Source organism: Autumnicola tepida, from assembly GCF_031846485.1.
Taxonomy (GTDB): domain Bacteria; phylum Bacteroidota; class Bacteroidia; order Flavobacteriales; family Flavobacteriaceae; genus Autumnicola; species Autumnicola tepida.
The window spans coordinates 1-23,087 of record NZ_JAVRHQ010000021.1 but is presented as its reverse complement, the minus strand read 5'-3'; the positions used below and the strand labels follow the sequence as shown (position 1 = coordinate 23,087).

General features: G+C 41.1%; 20 protein-coding genes and 1 pseudogene. 13 read left to right on the top strand and 8 right to left on the bottom strand.

Going from position 1 to position 23,087, the window contains the following annotated elements; all coding sequences use genetic code 11:
• The first annotated feature begins 33 nt into the window (after positions 1-33).
• The 4 genes from RM553_RS14845 to RM553_RS14830 all read left to right on the top strand — a co-directional run bounded on the left by RM553_RS14845 (position 34) and on the right by RM553_RS14830 (position 5,869).
• Positions 34-666, top strand: coding sequence for an HAD family hydrolase (locus RM553_RS14845; protein ID WP_311535731.1), 633 nt, complete (start codon positions 34-36; stop codon positions 664-666).
• Between the two features lie 71 nt (positions 667-737).
• Positions 738-1,889, top strand: coding sequence for an MFS transporter (locus tag RM553_RS14840; protein WP_311535730.1), 1,152 nt, complete (start codon positions 738-740; stop codon positions 1,887-1,889).
• A gap of 127 nt (positions 1,890-2,016) precedes the next feature.
• Entirely contained in the window at positions 2,017-4,545 is a 2,529-nt protein-coding gene (locus RM553_RS14835) for a glycoside hydrolase family 9 protein (RefSeq protein WP_311535729.1), read from the top strand.
• The gene (locus RM553_RS14830; RefSeq protein WP_311535728.1) at positions 4,538-5,869 is read left to right on the top strand and encodes a glucuronyl esterase domain-containing protein; all 1,332 of its coding nucleotides are present in this window, start codon (positions 4,538-4,540) and stop codon (positions 5,867-5,869) included. The genes RM553_RS14835 and RM553_RS14830 overlap by 8 nt, the downstream gene beginning before the upstream one ends.
• Positions 5,870-5,924: 55 nt before the next feature.
• Here the strand turns inward: RM553_RS14830 and RM553_RS14825 are convergent, their stop codons facing one another.
• Positions 5,925-7,751, bottom strand: a complete 1,827-nt coding sequence (locus RM553_RS14825; protein ID WP_311535727.1) for a glycoside hydrolase family 2 protein — start codon at positions 7,749-7,751, stop codon at positions 5,925-5,927.
• Positions 7,752-7,965: 214 nt separating this feature from the next.
• Here RM553_RS14825 and RM553_RS14820 point away from each other — a divergent pair, with 214 nt between their 5' ends.
• A complete protein-coding gene (locus RM553_RS14820) occupies positions 7,966-8,100 on the top strand; it encodes a hypothetical protein (protein ID WP_311535726.1) in 135 nt (44 codons plus the stop codon).
• A gap of 307 nt (positions 8,101-8,407) precedes the next feature.
• Positions 8,408-8,755, top strand: coding sequence for a hypothetical protein (locus RM553_RS14815; protein WP_311535725.1), 348 nt, complete (start codon positions 8,408-8,410; stop codon positions 8,753-8,755).
• On the opposite strand, the gene RM553_RS14810 is transcribed toward RM553_RS14815, so the two are convergent.
• On the bottom strand, positions 8,752-9,219 hold the full coding sequence (locus RM553_RS14810; RefSeq protein WP_311535724.1) for a CBS domain-containing protein: 468 nt from the start codon (positions 9,217-9,219) through the stop codon (positions 8,752-8,754). The two genes, RM553_RS14815 and RM553_RS14810, sit on opposite strands and share 4 nt — an antisense overlap.
• A 136-nt stretch (positions 9,220-9,355) precedes the next feature.
• Here RM553_RS14810 and RM553_RS14805 point away from each other — a divergent pair, with 136 nt between their 5' ends.
• Both RM553_RS14805 and RM553_RS14800 read left to right on the top strand, forming a co-directional pair.
• The gene (locus RM553_RS14805) at positions 9,356-11,680 is read left to right on the top strand and encodes a M28 family peptidase (protein ID WP_311535723.1); all 2,325 of its coding nucleotides are present in this window, start codon (positions 9,356-9,358) and stop codon (positions 11,678-11,680) included.
• A gap of 38 nt (positions 11,681-11,718) precedes the next feature.
• On the top strand, positions 11,719-12,537 hold the full coding sequence (locus tag RM553_RS14800) for an NAD(P)H-binding protein (RefSeq protein WP_311535722.1): 819 nt from the start codon (positions 11,719-11,721) through the stop codon (positions 12,535-12,537).
• 10 nt (positions 12,538-12,547) lie between these two features.
• On the opposite strand, the gene RM553_RS14795 is transcribed toward RM553_RS14800, so the two are convergent.
• Positions 12,548-13,273 (bottom strand): hypothetical protein, encoded by a 726-nt coding sequence (locus tag RM553_RS14795; RefSeq protein WP_311535721.1) that lies wholly within the window; start codon positions 13,271-13,273, stop codon positions 12,548-12,550.
• Positions 13,274-13,342: 69 nt separating this feature from the next.
• Positions 13,343-14,566, bottom strand: coding sequence for a GTPase HflX (gene hflX, locus RM553_RS14790; RefSeq protein ID WP_311535720.1), 1,224 nt, complete (start codon positions 14,564-14,566; stop codon positions 13,343-13,345).
• Between the two features lie 248 nt (positions 14,567-14,814).
• Between hflX and RM553_RS14785 the strand changes: the two genes are divergently transcribed.
• On the top strand, positions 14,815-15,363 hold the full coding sequence (locus tag RM553_RS14785; protein WP_311535719.1) for a DUF3575 domain-containing protein: 549 nt from the start codon (positions 14,815-14,817) through the stop codon (positions 15,361-15,363).
• A gap of 51 nt (positions 15,364-15,414) precedes the next feature.
• Positions 15,415-15,714, top strand: coding sequence for an antibiotic biosynthesis monooxygenase family protein (locus tag RM553_RS14780; protein WP_311535718.1), 300 nt, complete (start codon positions 15,415-15,417; stop codon positions 15,712-15,714).
• An 81-nt stretch (positions 15,715-15,795) separates the two neighbouring features.
• On the opposite strand, the pseudogene RM553_RS14775 reads toward RM553_RS14780, so the two are convergent.
• Both RM553_RS14775 and RM553_RS14770 read right to left on the bottom strand, forming a co-directional pair.
• Positions 15,796-15,975: pseudogene (locus RM553_RS14775) on the bottom strand (YkvA family protein); the annotation flags it as partial.
• Between the two features lie 242 nt (positions 15,976-16,217).
• Positions 16,218-16,727 (bottom strand): cupin domain-containing protein, encoded by a 510-nt coding sequence (locus RM553_RS14770; protein ID WP_311535717.1) that lies wholly within the window; start codon positions 16,725-16,727, stop codon positions 16,218-16,220.
• Positions 16,728-16,897: 170 nt separating this feature from the next.
• On the opposite strand from RM553_RS14770, the gene RM553_RS14765 reads away from it, so the two are divergent.
• The gene (locus RM553_RS14765) at positions 16,898-18,550 is read left to right on the top strand and encodes a DUF1186 domain-containing protein (RefSeq protein ID WP_311535716.1); all 1,653 of its coding nucleotides are present in this window, start codon (positions 16,898-16,900) and stop codon (positions 18,548-18,550) included.
• A 173-nt stretch (positions 18,551-18,723) separates the two neighbouring features.
• On the opposite strand, the gene amaB is transcribed toward RM553_RS14765, so the two are convergent.
• Positions 18,724-20,277, bottom strand: a complete 1,554-nt coding sequence (gene amaB, locus RM553_RS14760) for an L-piperidine-6-carboxylate dehydrogenase (RefSeq protein WP_311535715.1) — start codon at positions 20,275-20,277, stop codon at positions 18,724-18,726.
• Positions 20,278-20,333: 56 nt separating this feature from the next.
• Entirely contained in the window at positions 20,334-20,876 is a 543-nt protein-coding gene (locus RM553_RS14755; RefSeq protein ID WP_311535714.1) for a 3-hydroxyanthranilate 3,4-dioxygenase, read from the bottom strand.
• A gap of 401 nt (positions 20,877-21,277) precedes the next feature.
• Here RM553_RS14755 and RM553_RS14750 point away from each other — a divergent pair, with 401 nt between their 5' ends.
• Entirely contained in the window at positions 21,278-22,345 is a 1,068-nt protein-coding gene (locus RM553_RS14750) for an isoaspartyl peptidase/L-asparaginase family protein (protein WP_311535713.1), read from the top strand.
• A gap of 74 nt (positions 22,346-22,419) precedes the next feature.
• Positions 22,420-23,001 (top strand): hypothetical protein, encoded by a 582-nt coding sequence (locus RM553_RS14745; RefSeq protein WP_311535712.1) that lies wholly within the window; start codon positions 22,420-22,422, stop codon positions 22,999-23,001.
• Positions 23,002-23,087: the final 86 nt, after the last annotated feature.

The following is a 23,087-nucleotide window of genomic DNA, read 5'->3' as shown; positions in this document are numbered from 1 at the left end:
AGCACATATGCACGCAGAAGTAATTAAGCTGAAATGGAAAAACTACTGATTTTTGACCTGGACAACACTATTTTTCCTTCGGCCAGTATTCCTAAAGAAAAAGTACGGGAACTATTGAATATTTTTGCTGAAACCGCCGCCTGCTATTATTCTGAAGAAACCACCAGCAAAATCCTGGAAGAATTAAAAAGAAATTCATTCGTTTCGGTTTTTGAAAAATTTAATGTAAGCACAGAAGTCAAAGAAGCGTTTGCCTCTAATTTCAGGAAAAGTACTTTTCAGCTAAAGCTGGAAAGCTTTGATGATTTTCAGCTTGTAAACAATCTCCCTCATGAAAAAATTTTGGTTTCAGAGGGGTTTAAAGAACTTCAGGAAGCAAAGATCCGCGCCCTGAAGCTGGAAACAATATTTTCTGAAATACATATAAGCAACACATTATACGCCTCAAGGCCTTCCAAAAAAGATATCCTGAAAGAAGTTCTTCACAACAAGAAAATAAAACCTCAAGACATGTATGTTATTGGCGACAAAGCAGAAGCGGAATTAAAGGCGGGATACCAGTTGGGAATGACTACCATACAGGTCGCGAAATTAAACCAGCCCAGGAGCAAATTTGCCAATTTTTATATCGAAGATTTCTCTGCCCTGGAAACTCTTTTAGAATAAAACGGAAAATAAATTAAGTTGGTTTTTCTATTAAGGAATAACCATAGATATTTGCATTTTTCACAAGTAACATGGAAACCAAAAAGAAGCAACGCATTTCCCTTAGTATATATTTTTTCCTGGCGGGCTTCTGTTTTTCCACCTGGGCCTCACGGATACCTACAATAAAGACCCTTTTTGATTTTAACGAAGCAGAACTGGGCAGTTTGCTTTTGGCCATGCCGGTGAGCAGCCTTATAGGTTTACCCGTTTCCGGCTGGCTGGTTTCAAGGTTTAACAGCCGCGGACCTTTAGCAATTGCTTCTGTTTTTTTTGCATTGGCTTTATATTTAATTGGAACCTCAGGTAATTTAGTGCTCCTTATTATTTCTATCTGCGTTTTTTCTTTTTGCATGAGGATCCTAAACATTGCTATGAATACGCAGGCAGTGACATTGCAGAACAATTTTGGAAAGAAAATCAACGGCTCTTTTCATGGTTTATGGAGCACCGGCGGATTAACCGGAGTGGGATTTTCCACCCTTATGCTGAAGTTGAATATCTCAATGCCGCAACATCTTTTAATAGTAGCCATACTCACCTTAATTCTGGCAATTGCTGCCTATCCTTTTTTATTGGAGAATGACCGTGCACCAGGGGGAAATAAATTAAAACTGGGAAAACCTGATAAATTCATTTTATATCTGGGACTCCTGGTATTTTTCGCTGCTTTATGTGAAGGGGGTATGTTTGACTGGAGTGGTGTTTATTTTAAAGAAGTTATTGGGGAAGAAATTTTTACTTTAGGCTACTTCATCTTTATGATCTTTATGGCGCTCTCCAGGTTTTTCTCAGACTTTATTATTGAGAAAATCGGCATGGAAAGAACATACATTATCAGCTCCCTGCTTGTGGCGTTGGGAATATTAACCGTTGTGATTTTTCCCTACTTCTGGCCCGCCATTATTGGCTTTAGCATGGTAGGCCTTGGAGTGGCCGCAATTATACCCATGACTTTTACCCTGGCGGGAACTTCTCCAAAATATTCTGCGGGAATGGCCATTTCTATTATTGCAACTTATGGAATTGTGGGAATGTTACTGGGACCACCTTTAATTGGCTATTTGGCCGATGCCTTCAGTTTAAAGTTATCGTTTCTGCTATTCATCTTTACCGGTTTAATGTTGATCCCGGTTTCTCAATTGTTTTTCAGATATAAGAAGAACCTTGAAAATAATGTATAGCCGCTATTCCCATGGAATAGCGGCGGCTATCCCTGACAGTTTTTTCAAAAATTACCAGCATTTACGAAACCGATTGCGTAAATTAGAGTCCTGATTAGATAATTTATAACTCTATTTAAAAGTTCCCATGAAGCAAAATTATTTTCCATCTGCTGAAAAATTTAAGTTACTCTCACCAATACGCTTTCAGAAATTTGCTCTCTCCATCATAATTAGCATTGTCTTTGGTACTTCTGTTTTTGCGCAAGACACCCGCCTTAGCCTTAATGAGAAGGAATATTTTGAAGCTCCCGGAGTAAATATTCTGGCATTTAGCAACTGGTATAACGGGCTTTTTAGTGATTCCAAAATCAGCGGGATAGAGATTATTCACCATGGCGAACGTACTGCTACTAACGGAGATGTGCGATTGCACGCAACCCCCGAACAATGGGACGCTATACCAACTTTTACAGAACGTAAAGTAGATAAAGCTACCGGCCGTGTAGACACTTATCAATCTTACCCTGACTACGATTTTAATTACATGATTCGGGCAGAAGCTAAAAATGACGGGGTACTCCTAAGCGTGCATCTTGAAAATCCTTTACCTGAAGACCTGGTAGGGAAAGCCGGTTTTAACCTGGAATTTGTTCCTTCTGCCTATTGGGAGAAAACTTATTTTATGGATAATAAAAGTGGCCTTTTCCCGATGTATCCCAGTAGTGACATGGAGCGGAATGCTTTTGGAAATACAGCGCCTAAGCCATTTGCCAAAGGCAATAAACTTGTACTTGGACCGGGAGATCCTGAACGCCGGGTAACAATTACTTCAGAAAATCTTCCGCTTATGCTTCATGACGGGCGCGATAAGGCTCAGAATGGATGGTATGTGGTACGTAGTCTTTTACCGGCAGGAAAAACAGGAAAAGTACTGGAATGGTTTGTTGCTCCAAATGCCATTCCCAACTGGACACGCAAGCCAGTGATTACCCATTCGCAGGTAGGTTATCATCCGGCGCAAAATAAAGTAGCGGTTATAGAACTGGATGATAATGCAATTCCCGAAAAAACCGCAACTCTGAAGAAGATAACCCCTTCGGGAAAAGAGGTTGACGTGAAAAATGGAAGCTTGCAGGATTGGGGTAAATATACCCGGTACAATTATACGACTTTTGATTTTTCAGAAGTAAAAGAGCCGGGAACTTATGTAATTGAATATGGAAAAGAGACTTCTACGCCGTTTAGAATAGCCGAAGATGTTTATGACGAAGCCTGGCATCCTACCAACGATATTTATTTCCCTGTTCAAATGGACCATATGCTTGTTAATGAAGCTTACCGAGTGTGGCACGGAGCTTCCCATCTTGATGATGCCTTGCAGGCGCCTGTAGATCATGAACATTTTGACCTTTACGCGCAAGGCCCCACCACAGATACACCCTATGAACCCGGTGAACATATTCCCGGCCTTAATATAGGAGGATGGTACGATGCGGGAGATTACGATATCAGGACGCAAACCCAGTATGATGTGGTTTTAAACCTTGTTCATGCTTATGAAGATTTTAATCTTGACCGTGATCAAACCCTGGTAGATTATGATTCTAAATATGTAGATCTCCATACCCCAGATGGAAAACCCGATGTACTTCAGCAAGTTGAACACGGTACCCTGGCACTTATTGCACAACATCGCGCAGTGGGCCACGCCATTCCGGGAATAATTGTTCCGGATATTTCGCAGTACACTCATCTTGGAGACGGACTTACAATGACCGATAACCTAATTTATGATGAATCTATGGATTCGCTGGAATCCAATGGTTATAAAAGCGGAAAATTTGATGACCGATGGGCCTTTACCAGTAAATCTACAGCTTTAAATTATGGATCCATCGCCGCGCTCGCTGCAGCAAGCAGGATTTTGAGCGGGTATAATGATACTCTTTCTATCGAGTCATTAGATACTGCGGAAAAAGTATGGAAGGAAGAACATTCTAAAGAACCAGATCTTTTTCATCATGGAAATACTACCGGCGGAAACCTTGAAGATGAAGAAATAAAAGCGGCGGTAGAGCTTCTTTTAGCTACAAAAGATCAGGAATATGCCGATAGACTAAAGGAATTATGGCCTGTAATTGACAGCAATTTTGCCTCCCATGCCGGTTTAGCCATAAAAGCATTGCCTTTTATGGATAGTACATTCAAAGAAAAATTAAGAGCTAGAACAGAAGCATATAAAACCGAACTCGATTCTTTTTCTGCTGAAAATCCCTTTGGGGTACCTATTGGCCGTGGAGGATGGGCAGGTAACGGTCAGATAATCAGCTTCGCGTTGAATAATTATTTGTTGCATACTGCTTTTCCCGAACTCATTGATAAAGAATATGTATTCAAGGGCCTGAATTATATTTACGGCACTCATCCAGATTCCTCAATTTCATTTGTCTCCGGTGTGGGAACAAAATCCAAGAAGGTGGCTTATGGAATGAATCGCGCCGACTTCTCATTTATCGCAGGGGGAATTGTTCCCGGAGTTTTGATCCTGAAACCTGATTTTCCTGAAAACCGGGAAGACTGGCCGTTTTTATGGGGAGAAAATGAATATGTAATAAATGTTGGAGCCAGGTATATTTACCTGGTAAACGCTGTAAAATCTTTGCTCGATGAATAAATCATTTTTAATACTGCTCTTTTCAATAGCCACCAGCACCACTGGTTTGGCACAGTTTTCTCAAAAAGACAGGGATAGCATCAATAAATTAAGTTATGAAGACCATCAGCTGATGATGCAAAAGCTGGGAATTGAAAGTTTACGCCCCGGGCCTTCAGGAAATCCCAATGATCCCAATGCCGCAAATGCCGATGAATCCAAAGCTTCTCCTTACGACAGCCTGCCAGATCCACTAACTTTTAAAGATGGTTCTAAAGTAACTTCTGCTGAAGATTGGAAAAAAAGAAGAGCTGAAATAAAAGAAGATTTTGACCGCGAGATCTATGGCCGGGTACCGGAAAATGTTCCCGAAGTCACCTGGATAGTGGTAAATGAAACAGATTCCGTAATAGGAAATATCCCTGTTAATATAAAAAAATTAAAAGGCGAAGTTGATAATTCTGCATACCCCGAAATTGAAGTAAATATTGACCTCAAACTTACCACACCAAAAAAACCTGAAAAACCTGTTCCCGTAATGATGGAATTTGGATGGAACTGGCCGGCAAATTTTAAAAGACCGGAAACCGAAGGTACACCATGGCAGGAACAGCTTCTGGAAAAAGGCTGGGGTTACGCAATTTTAATTCCCACAAGCTACCAGGCAGATAATGGTGCCGGCCTTAGGCAGGGAATAATTGGTTTAGTAAATAAAGGTGAACCAAGAAAAGTTGATGACTGGGGCACGCTGCGCGCATGGGCCTGGGGCGCCAGCCGTTCCCTGGATTATTTTGAGGCCAATCCCGATGTGGATGCTAAAAAAGTAGGTATTGAAGGTTTGTCCCGCTACGGGAAAGCCGCTATTGTAGCAATGGCGTATGAACCAAGGTTCGCTATCGGTTTTATTGGTTCCTCCGGCGCAGGAGGAACAAAAATCCTGAGAAGGGAATATGGAGAACAAGTAGAAAATTTAGCTTCTTCAGGAGAATATCATTGGTTTGCACCAAATTTTATTAAATATGCGGGGCCCTTGACCCCGAACGATCTTCCTGTTGACGCCCATGAACTAATAGCCATGGCCGCACCACGGCCGGTTTTTATAAGTTCCGGCGACCCTGATGTTGAAGGTAAATGGATAGATGCAAAAGGCATGTTTTTAGGCGGGCTTCATGCGGGTCCTGTTTATGAACTATTAGGAAAAAAAGGCCTTGGCACTTCAACTTATCCCGAAGGTCATGAAGCCATTACAGAAGGGGAAATTGCTTTCCGGAAGCATAAAGGAGGCCATACTGTAATCCCTAACTGGCCCTATTTTATTGAATATGCTGAAAAATATCTGGAATAACACAGAAAAATTCAGAAGTGAACAGGTTTTTAGAAACTATTCACTTCTGAAAATTTTAATTTATATTCTGGTAATAATCCTGAAGTATATAAAAGGCTTTTTTCTTTTCCCCGGTTTCAGAAATAATTCCTTTCCTATTCCAGAAATTCTGATAAACCGGATGGTTTCTTCTTGGCGATTTAAAATCTACAAGTATCCAGGGAGTCATTCCCCTGAGGCCATCTATTTTATCGAGCATTTTTAGCTGTTGTTCATATAGGTATTCCTGATGCTCCTCACTCCACATCGTGGTTTTATCTGCATGAAAACCTCCCAGTGCCCCACCTCCAAACTCAGTTATTACCACAGGTTTATTGAATTTAATATCAAATGTATATTGAGATATATTTTCCGGTTCTCCCCAATACCATCCTGCGTATTCATTGAAACTTGCCAAATCCAGTTTTTCACCCAAAGGATCGTTTACAACAGCCACATTGCCTTCTGTTTCCACCTCCAGTGCAGCAGCGATTAACCGGGTGTCATCAAGCTGCCTTGCTCTAGCGATTAATTTTTCCATAAAATCATTGCGGGCTTCTGTAACCGGGGTTTCATTTCCCACAGACCAAATAATAATGCTTGCCCTGTTCTTGTCCCTTAGGATTCCAGAGGCCAGTTGATTTTCAGCATTTTCATAAGTTTCCATGTTTTCCCAGGATATGGTCCAGTACACGGGAATTTCTGCCCATACCATAAGGCCCATTTCATCTGCCAGCCGAAGCATTTTCTCATTGTGGGTATAATGTGCCAGCCGAACAAAATTACAACCAAGTTCTTTAGCCCAGCTCAACATCATTCTCATATCACCTTCATTCCGTAAACGTCCTTCTACAAATGGATTTTCATCGTGTATAGAAATTCCTTTTAGGAAAATTGAATTATCATTCAACAGAATATCCTGGCCTTTTGTTTCTATTGTTCTAAAACCAATCTGATCCTTAATTTCATCCTTTTCAGTAGATATTTTAACTTCATATAATTTTGGGTTCTTTGGCGACCAGTAATCCACATTCTTCACCGAGATATCAAAATTGGCCTTCCCTGAATTGTTTACACTGATGGTCTTAGAAATTTTAAGTTCCGGAATTTCAACTTTAATTTGTCCTTGTTTTTGATTGCCATCCAGTTGAACAAATCCTGAAATCATTTTCATATCATTATTTGCCAGCTGTACCTTGTAATCGTGTATAAAAGTTTCAGGAGTAATGATTAAATCTACGTCCCGGGTTATTCCGCCGTAATTCCACCAATCGGTATTTACGGTTGGAACCTCATCTTTTTTGCGGGAATTGTCCACCATCAGCACCACGTCATTCTTACCGTTTTTCAATTCACCAGTCACTTCAAATTGAAAAGGCGTAAAACCACCTTTATGAACACCTAACTTTTTTCCATTTAAATATACATGTGCTTCATAATTTACTGCGCCAAAATGAAGAAAATAGCGCTTACTCTCCTGAAGGTCTACGTGGAAGTCCCTTTTATACCATAAAGTACCTTCGTATAACTCCAAGCGTTCCTCCTGTGAATTCCAATCCCCAGGCACCTTTAATGTTGGGGACTGGCTAAAATCGTACTCCACACGTTGGGTAGAATCTATTTCTTTAGCTGTAATATTATCATAAAAGCCACCCTTGCCAGACTCGCTTTGATCAAAAGGTTGCTGCCGGTAATCCAGATATCCCATTTTATAAGGATCAATAATGTAATTCCAGCGTCCGTTAAGACTAAGCGTTTCCCTTCCCGGAAGGTTTTGGATAAGTTCCTGGGAGAAGGAAATAACAGGTAAGTTTAATATTAAGCCCAGCAAAAACAGGTAACTAAAGAGGGTACGCATATTCATAGACCAAAAATTTAGTAATAGTAAAGCCCTTCCATCAGAAATGAAAGGGCTGTTAAGTTATAGATAATTATATTAATATCCCGGGTTTTGATCTTCCTGGCTTATGTTCTCGTTGGCAGCAATCTCATCGTTAGGTATAGGAAATCCATCATAATTACTGTAAATTACCATATCCTTTTCAGAAACCTCTTTCCCCTGCTTCTAATATTATTGTATGAATAAAACCAATGCACAAGACCTGTCTTCTCACCAGTGGAAAAACAAATTCCTTTTAATCTTTACTGAAAATTCTGACAATGCTGTGTACAAAAATCAAATTAGGGAAACACAAAAACATAAAGATGCCTAGAAGAGCGAAAAATCATTATCTACCAAATTACTCCTGATAAATTTAAAACAGGACTGGCTTTGGGTGATAAATGGAAAAAAGGCAACAAGCTTTATGATCAGTACAAAAATAGAATGCTCCCTTTGAAGTACTTTTAACAGGACTGGACGGAGGGCGAAAATCAATGAAAAAGCAACTGCTGCTGACTGATGAGTTATCATAGACGTTATGCCCATGCGAAAAGCAGAAATGGATAAAAACAAAGGCTAAAACTTCACTTCCAGCAACCTGTTACTAAAAAACCACCTTTTTTCTTTATCTTTAATAAATGCAGAAAAATTGTTTGGAATGTGGTGAAAAGCTCGTGGGCCGGGAAGATAAAAAGTTTTGTAGCGATTCCTGCCGCAACGCCCACCACAATAAAGCCAACCGCAACGAAAATGTCCTGATTAAGAGTGTAAACGCCCAGTTACGAAAAAATTATAAAATCCTTCAGGAGTTAAACCCGGAGAACAAAGGTAAAACCAGTAAATCCCGCTTACAGGAAAAAGGCTTCAGCTTTAACCATATCACCAGTATTTACAAAACAAAAACCGGCACGGTTTATTATTTTGTGTATGACCAGGGTTATCTTCCGCTGGAGAATGATTTCTACGCCCTCGTCAAGAAAAATTAGCCCCACCAGGTATCTCCTTTTAATTGCAATGCCGCCCTTAAAACATCCCGCTGACTTATTTGCCCAACCAGCTTACCGTCCTGCAGAATAGGAAATCGCCTGCGCTTAAGCTCGATAAATTTTTTCGCGGCATCCAAAACATTCATTTTGCCGTCTATGGTTTCCACATTACAGGTCATATGTTTTTCAACAGTAAGATCTTCCATAGGCATATTGTAATAGCGGCTGTCCGAAATTTGTTTCAGGCAATCTCCTTCAGAAATAATTCCCAATAGTTCGTCATTTTCATTCACCACCGGGCCACCGGAAATATTATTTTCAATAAGTTTTTCTATTACATCAACCACTTTTTCCTCTTTCCTGAAAGTAATTAACGAGGTGCTCATGTAATCTTCAACCAACATTGCGGGTTCCGCGGGCTTCTCCGGCTCGGCGCGCTTCCCCTGAAAACTTTTTACAGCCATAATTATAAAGTTTTGATTACTAACATTTTAAATATACACATTTTTATATTATTCTCATCTGTAGGCAGAAATATTCTTTTTCAGCTAAAACTTAATTAACTTTAAAATCAAATTATTATCGCCATATTTCCTTTTTATGCCGAAAAAATTATCTGCTTTTTTAGCTTTTTTTCTCATTGTTATTGCTGTATGGCTAAGTTATTATGGCAGTCATCCCCACGACTTAGAGCCGGTAAGCGCCCCCGAAAACAATTTTTCCACTGAAAGGGCCTTTCAGCATGTTCAAAACATTGCCAGGAAACCGCATTATGTTGGAAGCAGCGCCCACAGTGAAGTTCGCAACTACATCATAAATGAATTGCAGAAAATGGAGCTGCAGGTGCAGGTGCAGGAAGGTTTCAGCTTGAACACATACGGCGAAATGGCGCGGCCGCAAAATATTTTATGCCGTATAGAAGGCTCCGGTAAAGGCAAGGCCATAGCTTTAATGACGCATTATGACAGTGATCCACATTCTTCTTACGGCGCAAGCGACGCGGGAAGTGGGGTGGCCACCATTCTTGAAGGCATAAGGGCCTTCCTTGCCGATAGTATTCCTCATGAAAATGATATAATCCTGCTGTTCAGCGATGCGGAAGAACTGGGCTTAAACGGCGCCGAATTATTTATTAAAGAACATCCCTGGGCAAAAGATGTACAACTTGCGCTTAACTTCGAATCCCGCGGCAGTGGCGGTAATTCTTTTATGCTGCTGGAAACCAATAAAGCGAATTCAGCATTGATAAAAGCTTTTAAAAAAGCCGGCCCAAATTTTCCGGTTACCAATTCCCTTGCCTACAGCCTATATAAAATGCTGCCCAACGATACAGATTTAACGGTGTTGAGGGAGCACGGAAATATTAACGGCTTTAATTTTGCTTTTATAGACGATCATTTTGATTACCATACGGCTACAGATATTCCTAAAAACCTGGATAAGGAAAGCCTGGCGCAGCAGGGCAGTTATCTTATGCCCTTGCTCTATTATTTTAAAGACGCGAAACTGGATCTGGATTCTGCTGAAGATGTGCTGTATTTTAATCTTCCCTTCGGAAAGATCATCAGCTATCCTTTCGCATGGATTTTTCCCATGCTTATCCTCGGTATCCTGCTGTTCGCAGTCTTACTAACTTACGGGCTTACTACGGCCCGCCTGGAGGCTAAATTTATTTTTAAAGGTTTTGTCCCTTTCTTTATTAGCCTTGCTGGCTCAGGATTAGCGGTTTACCTGCTCTGGAAATTCTGCCTGATGATCTACCCGCAATATGCCGAAATACAACAGGGCTTTCCCTATAATGGCTATTACTACATTTATGCTGCAATTTTTCTTAGCCTCACTATTTCATTTTTCACCTACAGGAATTCCGGCTATTCCCGTGAAAAGGCATCATTGTTTGTGGCACCCATTTTCTTTTGGCTGTTTTTATGTTGCCTTACGGCCTTTTTTTTAGAAGGTGCGGCATACTTTATCATCGCCTTCTTCTTTGGCCTGGTTCAGCTGTTTGTAATGATGCGCCAAAGGCAGCCAAATTTGCTCCTTATGGCCCTGCTGTCCCTTCCGGCTATATTTATCATACTGCCTTTTGTAGATGCCTTTCCCGTAGCCCTGGGGCTAAAAATACTCTTTGTAACAGCAATTTTAACAGTCCTCCTGTTTTCACTATTGTTGCCTGTTTTTGGATACTTTAAAAGAAACAGGGAACTTGCGCTGTTGTGCTTCATCATTTTTAATGGATTATTTATCACCGCTCATTTTAAATCTGATTTTAATGAAGACCGTCCAAAACCCAATAGTGTGGTTTACCTGTACGATGCCGATGAAAATGAAGCCTACTGGTATTCCTACGATAAAATGCCCGATGAGTGGACGGAGCATTTCTTCGGAAAAGAGCCTGAAAGAATTTCTTCTAATGCCGTACATTTCGATAGCAAGTACGGCAGCGGATTTACTTACAAAGCATCTGCTCCAGAAATTGATTTAAAAGAGCCTTACATCAGCCTTCAAAAAACAGGGACTTCGGCTTCTGCAAATGAGTATTCGCTTAAAATAGCACCAAAAAGGGAGGTAAACCGACTGGAACTTTTCGCTAACCGGGACTTTGATTTTGAGGAATTTGAAGTGAATGGCAAAACGGCAGATTCGGTTTATCTGGGAGAAAATGCATTCCATATTTTCAAAAAACGATGGAAAGAGAGGTTATTGCTTTACCACGCTTCCAGCAGGGATACCATAAGGATTAATTTTAGCCTGGATAGCAATAAAACTCCAGAATTCACCTTATTCGAATCCAGTTATGACCTGCTCGAAAATGAGCAACTTGATGTTCAGAAAAGGGAAAATTGGATGATCCCCCGCCCTTTTGTGGTAAATGACGCTATAATCATACGAAAAACCATTAATGAGGATGGCAATTCTAATTAGAATTTAAAGAATACTGATGATCTTAAAGACATTTATTGATGCAGATTAAAAGCTCCAATATCTCCATTTTAGGCTGCGGCTGGTTAGGGCTGCCCCTGGCAAAAATGCTTATAGAAAATGGGTACAGCGTAAAAGGATCAACCACCAGCAGGGAGAAAATTGTAAAACTAAGGGAGGAAAATATCACGCCATACCAAATTAAATTATTTGCTGAAGGAGTGCAGGGCGATCTTACCTCTTTTCTTTCTCATTCTGAAATTCTCATTCTTGATATCCCGCCGGGGCTTAGAAGCGACCCTGAAGCCGACTTTACAGGGAAAATTGAAAAGCTTTTAAGTTATATCAAGAAAAGTGATATCAAAAATGTGGTTTTTGTGAGTTCGACTTCAGTTTACAAAGACACTGAAGAATTTCCTGAATATACTGAAGCTTCTGCTCCCAACGGCACCTCCAGGGCAGCTGTGGAGATTATTTCCGCGGAAAAAATGCTGAAGGAAACTCCTGATTTTGAGACTACGATTCTAAGGTTTGGAGGTTTGCTTGGGGGTGACCGGCATCCGGTAAATTTCCTTTCCGGCAGAAACGGAATCAAAAATCCGAAAGCACCTGTAAATTTAATTCAGCAGGAAGATTGCATGGAAATTATTTTCAGGATAATTGAAAATGAAGCATGGGGAACTGTTATTAATGCTGTTTATCCTAATCATCCGGATAAGGAAAGCTATTACGCTGAAAAGGCTGAAAGTAATAATCTCCCTCTGCCAGAATACGACCACAGCACGGCTTCAAAAGGAAAAATTATAAAATCGGAACGTTTACAGGGATTACTGGATTTTGAGTTTCAGCATAAGATTTAAACTGAAAAAACTACTCCGTATAAGCTTCAGCATAAGGAGACCAGACTTCATAAATTGGATCGCCTTTGGAACTTTTTCCCTGGTGGTGCCACTCCCCCTCCTGCACATCATAGTGGAAATCAAGCTTTGCCCCTACCCGGCTGTTGTCTTTAGAGAAAAAATCTATATCTTCCACATATTTGCCATCTTCCGCAGAATAAGTCCCGCCACCGCTGCCAAAAAATTCCCTGGTTGCAGAATTAAACGCCACCCATTGAAAGCGGTCGCCGCCTAAAATTTTTATGGTGCGCCTTTCGCCCGGTGTTCTCCTGCTAATTTCGCCGTCCCGTTTCCTTCCCGTAATCACCCAATTGCCGGAAAGGTCATTTTGATTTTCAGAAATTCTTTTCCACACCTGCACCTGTGTAACATTGTTAATTTTAATCTTGCTGTTGCCCTCCATAAAACTCAGTTTGGGATCAAAGGTATTGCCTACAACTTTAGGGTTTTTGGTATTAAAATCTGGCATTTCCTGGTAGTCGCCTTCAGCATATTCTCCGCCTAAAGCCCAGAGAAATTCATTTGTCCCGGCATCTTTGGCACCTTCAGCATAATAGCCGTCCTGGTAAATACGCACTACTTCTTTATCTGTTATCTCCCGGCCGTTCTCTTCTATAAGCTTCCACGAGCCTTCGAGGTCTTGTGCATTAAGAGCAACGCAAAATACTATAAAGGGAATAAGAATCGCTTTTCTCATAACTATAAATATTTGATTATCAATAAATTTTTAGAAAAGCTCCAGGTTTTGAGTTAAAGAATTGCTAAGCTATTCCTGCTCATTTCCATAGGTGTCATATTCCGGATAAAGGAAATTGTTATAGGGAAACCTGGTAATATGGATTTTTCGCACCGCTTCGTAAACCTTTTTTCTAAAGTGTTCCATATTCTCCTTCTCCAGCGCCGAGATAAACAAAACATCTTCTCCCAACCTGTTCATCCAGGTCCTTTTCCAGTCGGCCAGAGTATTATGGGCAGTGGTTTTTTCAGTAATCAGGTCATCTTCGGCAATTACTTCCGGCTGATACTGGTCTATTTTATTAAAGACCATAATAGTTGGCTTGTCAGAGCTTTTGATCTCGTCCAGGATCTGGTTTACAGAATCTATATGCTCTTCAAAATTAGGATGCGAGATATCGACCACGTGCAACAATAGATCTGCTTCCCGAACCTCATCCAGGGTACTTTTAAAGGATTCTACCAGCTGCGTTGGCAGTTTTCGTATAAACCCAACAGTATCGGTAAGCAAAAATGGCAAATTACGAATCACCACTTTTCTCACCGTGGTATCCAGGGTGGCAAACAGTTTATTTTCGGCAAAAACCTCGCTTTTACTAATCACGTTCATTAAAGTAGATTTCCCCACGTTGGTGTAACCCACCAGCGCCACACGCACTAATTGCCCGCGGTTTCCACGCTGCACTTCCATTTGCTTATCTATGGTGGCAATTTTCTTTTTAAGAAGGGAAATTTTATCTCGAACAATCCGCCGGTCCGTTTCAATCTCGGTTTCCCCGGGGCCCCGCATTCCAATACCACCGCGCTGGCGCTCAAGGTGCGTCCACATCCCCGCGAGCCGTGGTAATAAATACTCGTACTGGGCAAGTTCTACCTGCGTCCTCGCATAACTGGTTTGCGCCCTTTGGGCGAAAATATCAAGGATAAGGTTTGTCCTGTCCAGGACCTTACACTTTAGTATTTTTTCAATATTCTTTTGTTGCGCAGGAGAAAGTTCATCATCAAAAATAGCAGTTCCAATTTCATTCTCTTCCACAAACTGCCTTACATCGCTCATCTTTCCAGAGCCAATAAACGTCTTTGGATCGGGGCGGTCCATCTTTTGGGTGAAGCGTTTCAGCACTTCGCCCCCTGCTGTATAGGTAAGGAATTCCAGCTCATCAAGATACTCCTCCAACTTTTCCTCGCCCTGGTCTTTTGTGACGATCCCGATAAGAACCGTCTTTTCGTATTGTAAATCGGTTTTTTCAATCATAAACACAAAGTTACATAATAGGGAAGAATTAAATTTTTGCTTCTAAATAAATAATTCTTAAAATGAATTGGGATAAACTTTTTTATAACAGTATGGAAAATGAAAATCGGGGAATCTCCTAAAAAATATGATTTTTCTATTGCCCCTTCCCATATCCCTGAAATTGCTAATATTTAAAGAGTCTAAAACCTCTTAAATCCCGGCTAACTTAAAATTGCTACTTTTACACTGAAAAAGAAATTGATTCTATGAAAAAGATCATCCTGCTCCTCCTTGGAGCCTTCAGCATCCAAAATGCCGCGGCACAAATTGATTTTCCTCAAAATGAGGTGAAGCTGAATATCGCAAATACCATTGCAATTGCATCGGTAGAACTGGGCTACGAAATGTTTATGGACAATAACCAATCCATTGATTTTGGCCTGTTGTTAAATGACCGGATGAATTATCATTCAGAAAAAGGCTCCCGAAACTTCAAAACCAATAGCTTTAAAATAGGATATAACTTTTACTTTGGCACCGAAAATTCCGGTTCCGGCTTATATGCAAGTCCTTTTGCCAAATTGCGTACCGGCGAATTTTCTGAAGTAGTGCAGGTAGAAAGCGAGGATGTAAAGCGGGTAACCGATATGGATGCCTTTATCATAGGCATTGGCGGGGGCTATAAATGGAATTTTAACGATACCTTCGTGATTGGCCCTTTTGCCAATGTAGGTCGAAATTTTAGCAACGAGGTGAAAGACCGTTTTTCAGCAATAGAATTTAACGCGGGATTAAGTGTGGGATACAGGTTTTAATTTCCCCCTTCTTTTCTTCCGCAGAAAACCCATTTATTTAATCCATTTTTTATGATTACCAGGCATTGGACAGGGCGCGTAAAACCTGAAGAGGCACAAAACTATATCAACTATCTGCAAAAGGAAATTCTCCCTCATCTTAGAAATCTTGATGGTTTTACGGGAGCCGGTATTAACCGTAGAAGCCTAGAAAACGGGATAGAATTCCTTTTTGTTTCCAATTGGGCTTCTTTGGAGCATATCAGAGCTTTTGCAGGCGAAAATATTGAAGTTGCCGTAGTTGCAGAAAAAGCACAAAAGATGATGCTGGACTTCGATAAGGAAGTCCGGCATTATGAGGTTCTTGAATAATAAAATTTATTAGGAAATCGCTGAATCCTTCCACACTTTATATGCGGCGAGGTCTTTTTCAATTAAGTTCAGACAAAAAGCAATCACCGCCGCATCATCTAAATATCCTATAACGGGTATAAAATCGGGAATGAGGTCAATAGGGGAAAGCACATAGAGTAAAGCCCCACCTATAGAAGCAATGATATTCCATGGGATTGCCCGGTAACTGCCATTGGCATAATCCCTTACAAGGGAAAAAAGGATTTTTACATCATCCATATACCTGCTAAGTTTGCCTTTACTCTCAAATTTGGATTTTATTTCTTCTTCTTTCTCCTGGATTTTGTCAAGGTCTTTCTCCTGGAATTCACTTTGGCTTTTGTTGTGCGCTTCTTCGGCTTTTTCTTTAGAAAATATGCTCATGTCTAAGTGGATTAATTTTGGTGTTGATTAAAATTCTAAAATAAGAATTTTATCATACAAAGCGTTCCCTGCCTTGTGAATGTTGCCCTATAACAATCTTAAGAATGCGTTAATTCTGCGATCAGTCCTGTATGCTGCGGAAATTTTTCCTGAAGCTGCTGTCTTTCTGCCAGTGTAAAATCTTTAAAATCAAATCCCGGTGAGACTGTGCAGCCCACAAGGGCTAAGGTGTTTTCTCCCGCCACCGTGGCCCCAAACCAATGCCCGCCTGGCACTACATATTGCGGAACCTGTCCTTTAGCAAAATCTTTCCCGATGATAACTTCAGCATGTCTTCCTTCTTCTGAAATAGTATGCAGCCGGATTGGTGAACCATCATAAAAATGCCAGATTTCGTCCTGCTTTATTTTATGAAATGCCGAAAAGGTATCTGAAGTCAGCAGGAAATAGATACAGGTGGAAAAATTCCTCTTATTCTCAAAACCGGGCAAACTGGCTTCTTCAATTGCCTCCTTGCTCCTGTAAGTTTCCCTGAAATACCCGCCTTCCGGATGAGGTTGCAGGTCTAACTTTCGTATAATTTCATTTGCTTCTTTATTGATGCTCATTCCGTGGAATTTAAGATTATTTTCTCGCTCAAATGCAGCAGTGCAGCAGCCTTTGGATCAAATATAAAGATCTCTTCGGATTTTAGAAGTTTTAGGGGCTTCAATAATCCCTGAATTTTCTTCTCAAAAATGCATGGTATCCCTTAAATTTACTTCAGAATAAATGAATTATGAAAGACCTGCGTTACCAGTTAAGCCAATACAAGCTTTCCAACGATCCACACCTTCTGGATAGACAGAACCATATTACCGACAGAATACGGGAAATTATAGAAGAATTGCACCCAGATGTATTGAAGGGTCGCAAATACCTGCTTAAAAAACTTCCGCGCCTCATAGAGCAATATCCCAAGGTGCCGGTTTTTAAAAACCTCCTGGCCACCGTTCATCAAAAAAGAGGAGAAACAGAACTGGCATTTAAAGCAAATCGCTGGCTGGCAAAGGAACACCCCGATTATCTTTTCGGAAAGCTGAATCTTGCCGCCGAGTATTTCGAAAATGCAGAATACGAAAGCATGCCGGAGGTTTTAGGGGAAAGTTTAGACCTGCAATCGCTTTACCCGCATCGGGATGAATTTCATATTGAAGAATTTATCGCGTTTTACCAGATGGCGGTTTTATATTTTTTATCCCAGGACAATATAGAACAGGCCGAAATGCGTATTGATATTATGAAAGAAGTGGCCCCGGATCATGTTAAAACCAGAGATGCAGAAGAACGTTACACACATTACATTTATGTAAAAGCGGCTGAAAGAAAGGCAGAGCAATCTAATCGCGCTCCCCTCGTAGCAGACAGGCGATCGGACTTACAGACAACCCAGCCACCTTCCTTCCATTTCCCTCTGCAAATGGAGTGGCTTTACGAAGAAGATTATGATTTCCCACAACACAAACTGGAAAAAATTCTTGAGCTTGAGCGAAAACCGCTTATAGAAGATTTAATAAAAGTGCTACAAGATAGCATTTTGCGCCACGATTATTTTGAAGAAAATTATGACGGGGAAGATTTTCAGCTTTTCCCAATTCACGCCATTTTACTGCTTGTGGAGCTAAAGGCCGGGGAAAGCCTGGAAAGTTTTTTAGAGCTTTTAAAACAGGATGCAGACTTTCTTGAAATCTGGTTTGGCGATTTCATTAATGAGGTTGTAAAAGCTGTGGTACTCGAAATGGGAGAAATTCGCATGGAAGAGCTTTTTAATTTTTTAAAACTCCCTAACCTGTACACTTTTGCCAAATCCCATATCTCTGAAGCTATAATTACGCTCCTGTCCCAAAAGCCGGAACTAAAGAACCAAATCCTGCAAAATTACAGGGATCTTTTACAGTTTTATATTGAAAAAGACACCGATGTAAATTACGCCGATTCCACCGCCTATGCTCTCATCATTTCAGATTGCATGGAAGCCGGATTTAAAGAACTTTTGCCTGAAATTGAACAACTTTATAAGCAGGACCTGGTTGCACTGGATGTTAATGGAGATTTTGAAAAAGTTGAAGAGCATATCCAGCAGCCCAATTTCAATACAATTGGCTTAAAATTTGCCAAAGCCGGTATTTTCGAAAAATATAAAATATGGAAAGAAGACTATGAAAATTATCTCGAAAAAGAATTTGAAGATTTAGAGCTGGAGGATAAAGAAATGGATTTTTTTGATGATGATTTCAATTTTGATGAAGATGATGAAGATGATGATTATTTTCTAGATGACTTCATCTCAGAAAATCAGCCTTTGCGCAAAGAAAAAGAACCCGGCCGTAACGATCCCTGCCCCTGCGGAAGCGGGAAAAAATACAAGAAATGCTGCATGAACAAAAAATAGATTTCCTTGTAATAATGTCCTAGTGTGCTGCAAAGCATTAAAAGTTTAGCATGAAAAATGTTGAAACCGTTGTTTCTAAAACATAATTGTTTTCGACCTTTTTCAAATTTCACAAAAAAACCCGCTCATAAAAGCAGGTTTTTCTCCCATTTCTTAATACTCAATACTAGCAGCTACAAGTCAAATTTTATTCCCTGCGCCAGGGGCAGTTCTGTAGTATAATTAATGGTGTTGGTTTGTCTTCTCATATACACTTTCCAGGCATCAGAACCCGATTCCCGGCCGCCGCCGGTTTCTTTCTCCCCGCCAAAAGCACCGCCTATCTCCGCGCCGGAAGTCCCTATATTCACATTGGCAATTCCGCAGTCTGAACCTTCAACCGAGAGAAATCTTTCCGCTTCTCTTAGGTTATTGGTCATAATTGCTGATGAAAGCCCTTGTTTTACCCCATTCTGAATCGCGATGGCATTTTCCAGGTCGCCGGAATATTTCAGCAGATAAAGCACCGGTGCGAAAGTTTCCTGTTGAACGATTTTAAGTTCATTTCTGGCCTCGGCAATGGCAGGTTTTACATAGCAGCCGCTTTCGTATCCTTCGCCTTCCAGCACGCCGCCTTCCACGAGAATATTTCCGCCTTCTTTCACAACTTGTTCCAGGGCCGACTGGTAATTTTTCACGGCATCTGTTCCAATCAAAGGCCCCACATGGTTGTTTTCATCTAATGGATTTCCTATGCGAATTTGTTTATACGCGTTAACGATGGCATCTTTTACCTTATCGTAAACCTCTTCATGAACAATTAGCCTGCGGGTAGAAGTACAACGTTGCCCGCAGGTGCCCACGGCCCCGAATACCGCTCCTATAACAGTATTTTTAATATTGGCATCGGGCGTCACAATAATCGCGTTATTTCCGCCAAGTTCCAGCAAAGATTTTCCCAGCCTTGCCGCAACGGCCTGGGCCACGATTTTCCCCATTCTTATAGAACCGGTAGCCGAAATTAGCGGTACCCGTTCATCTTTTGTCATAAATTCCCCTACTTGGTAATCTCCGGTAATTAAGGAAGAAATTCCTGCAGGCACCCCGTTTTCTTTAAAAACCCTTGCCGCGATATTCTGGCAGGCAACCGAAGTTAAGGGAGTTTTCTCTGAACCCTTCCAGATACAGGCATCGCCGCACACCCAGGCCAGGGCCGTGTTCCAGCTCCAAACCGCCACAGGAAAGTTAAAAGCCGAAATTACCCCAACCACTCCCAGCGGGTGGTATTGTTCATACATCCTATGGCCGGGGCGCTCGCTGTGCATGGTAAGCCCATGGAGCTGCCGCGAGAGGCCCACGGCAAAATCACAGATATCGATCATTTCCTGGACTTCCCCCAGGCCTTCCTGGTAAGATTTTCCCATTTCGTAAGAAACCAGTTTCCCCAGTGGTTCCTTCAGCCTGCGCAGTTTGTCGTTAAACTGCCGAACCACTTCCCCACGTTGCGGTGAAGGCCAGCTTCTCCATTCTTTAAAACCTTTTTCAGCCGCGGCAATTACATTTTCATAATCTTCCCTGGTGGTGGTTTTCACTTTACCAATCAGCTGCCCGTCAACCGGCGAGTAAGATGCTATTTCTTCCCCGTTGCCAAACCAGTCCTCGCCGGTAGAAGTTCCGTTATTGATTTCAGCAATGCCCAGGTCCTTCAATGCCTGGGGAACCCCGAATTTATCTGCTATTTCACTCATCTTTGTGTGGTTTTTTGTTAAATATGTGCAGCACGAAAATATTAAATTTTCAGCCGCTATTCCTCTTCAGCAACAAAACGGCGGTCTACCGGCATTACCTCTCCGCAGTTATCACAGGTGCGCAATTCCCTGCTCTGGTAAAAATGTTTAAAATGCTTCAAAAAGTCTTTTTCAATATCTTTTAGCGGAAAATATACTTCGTACAGTTTATGGTTACAATTATCGCAAAACCATAACAGCCCGTCCTGCCCACCTTCGTTCATTCTTTTGCGTTCTACCACCAGCCCTATGGAACCTTCATTTCGCACAGGGGAATGCGGAACTTTGGCAGGGTGCAGGTACATATCTCCCGGGCCTAACTGCATGGTTTTTTTCTCCCCGTTTTCCTGAATATGCACCTCGATAGTCCCCTCCAGCTGGTAAAAAAGCTCCTCGGTTTCGTTGTAATGATAATCTTTTCGGGCATTCGGCCCCGCCACTACCATCACGATGTAATCGCCAGATTCTTTATACAAATTCCTGTTGCCAACGGGCGGCTTTAAAGTCTCCCGGTTCTCTTCCAGCCATTTGTTAAGATTAAAAGGTTTTTTTATAGCCATTTCTCAAGGTTTTTTCTGTTCTAAAATTAAGCATTCTGCTTAAGAAACGCGTAATTATGAACATTTAGTTAATGGCGCCTGCGCTGCACCGCGCTATCCGCTGCAAGTCCTCGCCCACAAAAAGGGCTGCGGGCTTTCCGCTGCTATCGCTGGCGCGAAAATTACAGTTAATCCGGAAATGAGAAAAAGTTAAGGACGACAGGTTTCTTTTACTTTTTAGTCCTTCATTTTCACTTTTCCTTCCGCAGATTAAAAATTGTTCATTCACTTTCAGCAACTTTCCACTTTCCACTTTCCACATTTCACTCTTCACCATTCTCCTCACTTGCATTGTTTTTATTAACTTTCAGGCTAAACTTTAACAATTTTTGTCAATTTCAGCGTACCAACAAAACCTCAACATGAAAAAACTTCTCCTTCTTTTTAGCTTCTGCCTTTTCATTGCCTGTAATGAAAACACTTCTTCTAAAGCAGCTAAGCCTTCCGAAGAAAATTCAGAAAAAATCAACAATGATTCCCTTCCCAATTTCGGAATCGTTATTCACGGTGGCGCCGGAACAATCCTGAAAGAAAATATGTCCGATTCGCTGGAGCAGGCCTACCGGGCAAAACTTGAAGAAGCCATAAGGACCGGGCACGAAATTTTGGCAAATGGCGGCACGGCGGTAGAAGCGGTTAGAAAAACAATAAATGTGATGGAGAATTCACCGCTTTTTAACTCAGGCAAAGGCGCGGTTTTCGCCAATGACGAAACCAACCAGCTGGACGCATCAATAATGGATGGAAAAACCTTAAATGCAGGGGCTGTGGCAGGGGTTTCTACAGTTAAAAACCCTATAGACCTTGCGTACGAGGTAATGGTAAATAGCGAACACGTGCTGCTTGTCGGGAAAGGCGCCGAAGTTTTCGCCAAAGAGCAGGGACTGGAAATGGTAGATCCTTCTTATTTCTATACTGAAAACCGGTTCCAGAGCCTCCAACGGGTAAAAGAAAGGGAAAAAGCAAAGGCCGATAATAAAACGGCATTTTATGATCCATACATTAAAGATTCCAAATTCGGAACGGTGGGCTGTGCCGCTTTGGATAAAAACGGAAACCTCGCCGCGGGAACTTCTACAGGCGGGATGACCAATAAAAAATATAACCGCATTGGGGATTCACCGATTATTGGCGCAGGTACTTATGCCAATAATAAAACCTGCGCGGTTTCCGGCACCGGCTGGGGAGAATTTTTTATTCGCGGTGTAGTGGCCTACGATATTTCTGCGCTTATGGAGTACAATGGTTTGAGCCTTCAGGAAGCAGCCAGCAAAGTTATCCAGGAGAAAAACCCCGAATTAGGAGGCAACGGCGGCATTATTGCCATAGACCACGATGGGAATGTGGCCATGGAATTTAATACTGCCGGAATGTACCGCGCTAAAATGAACAAAAACGGGGAGCTGGAAATTGGAATTTACGGGGAGTGATTGTTCAATTCAAACGAATTTTTCCAAAGTTTTGAACTTTAGAAAAGTTTAAAGCTAACATTTAACAGGCTCACATGATCCCTCTGGAACCAGACAAGTTTCACCATGGTTATAACCGGGCGAATGGGAATGAAAATATTTTTAAGAATAAAGAGAATTACCGGTTTTTTCTTCAACAGTACAAAAAATACATTGTTCCTTTAGCGGATACCTTCTGCTATTGTTTAATGCCCAACCATTTTCATTTTTTATTTAGAATAAAATCAGAACCTGAACTTAAAAAACTTGTAGATTTTCCAAATTCCCCAGCTGTAGAGAAATTCCTAAGCAAAGGATTTTCCAACTTTTTCAGTTCTTACACACAAGCCTTTAATAAGCAGCAAAACCGAAGGGGAAGCCTTTTCATGAAAAATTTTAAAAGAAAATGCATTGAAAAAGAAGATTACCTGTACAACCTTATTCCTTATATTCACAATAATCCTGTAGCCGCCAAACTTTGTGAAAAAGCTGAGGATTGGGAGTTTTCTTCTTATAACTCCATCATTTCTGAAAAACCAACGCTTTTGCAAAGAGAGGAAATCCTGGAATATTTTGATGGTCGCTCCAATTTTATTTCTTTCCATAAAAAGCCCAATAATGACAATTTTTCTTGTTGAAAAATTCTAAGTTCCACCCAACTTCCATCGAAACGAAGCTGTCTCATTAATTTGAGGCAGCTTTTTTCATTTTATTAGTTCTTAAC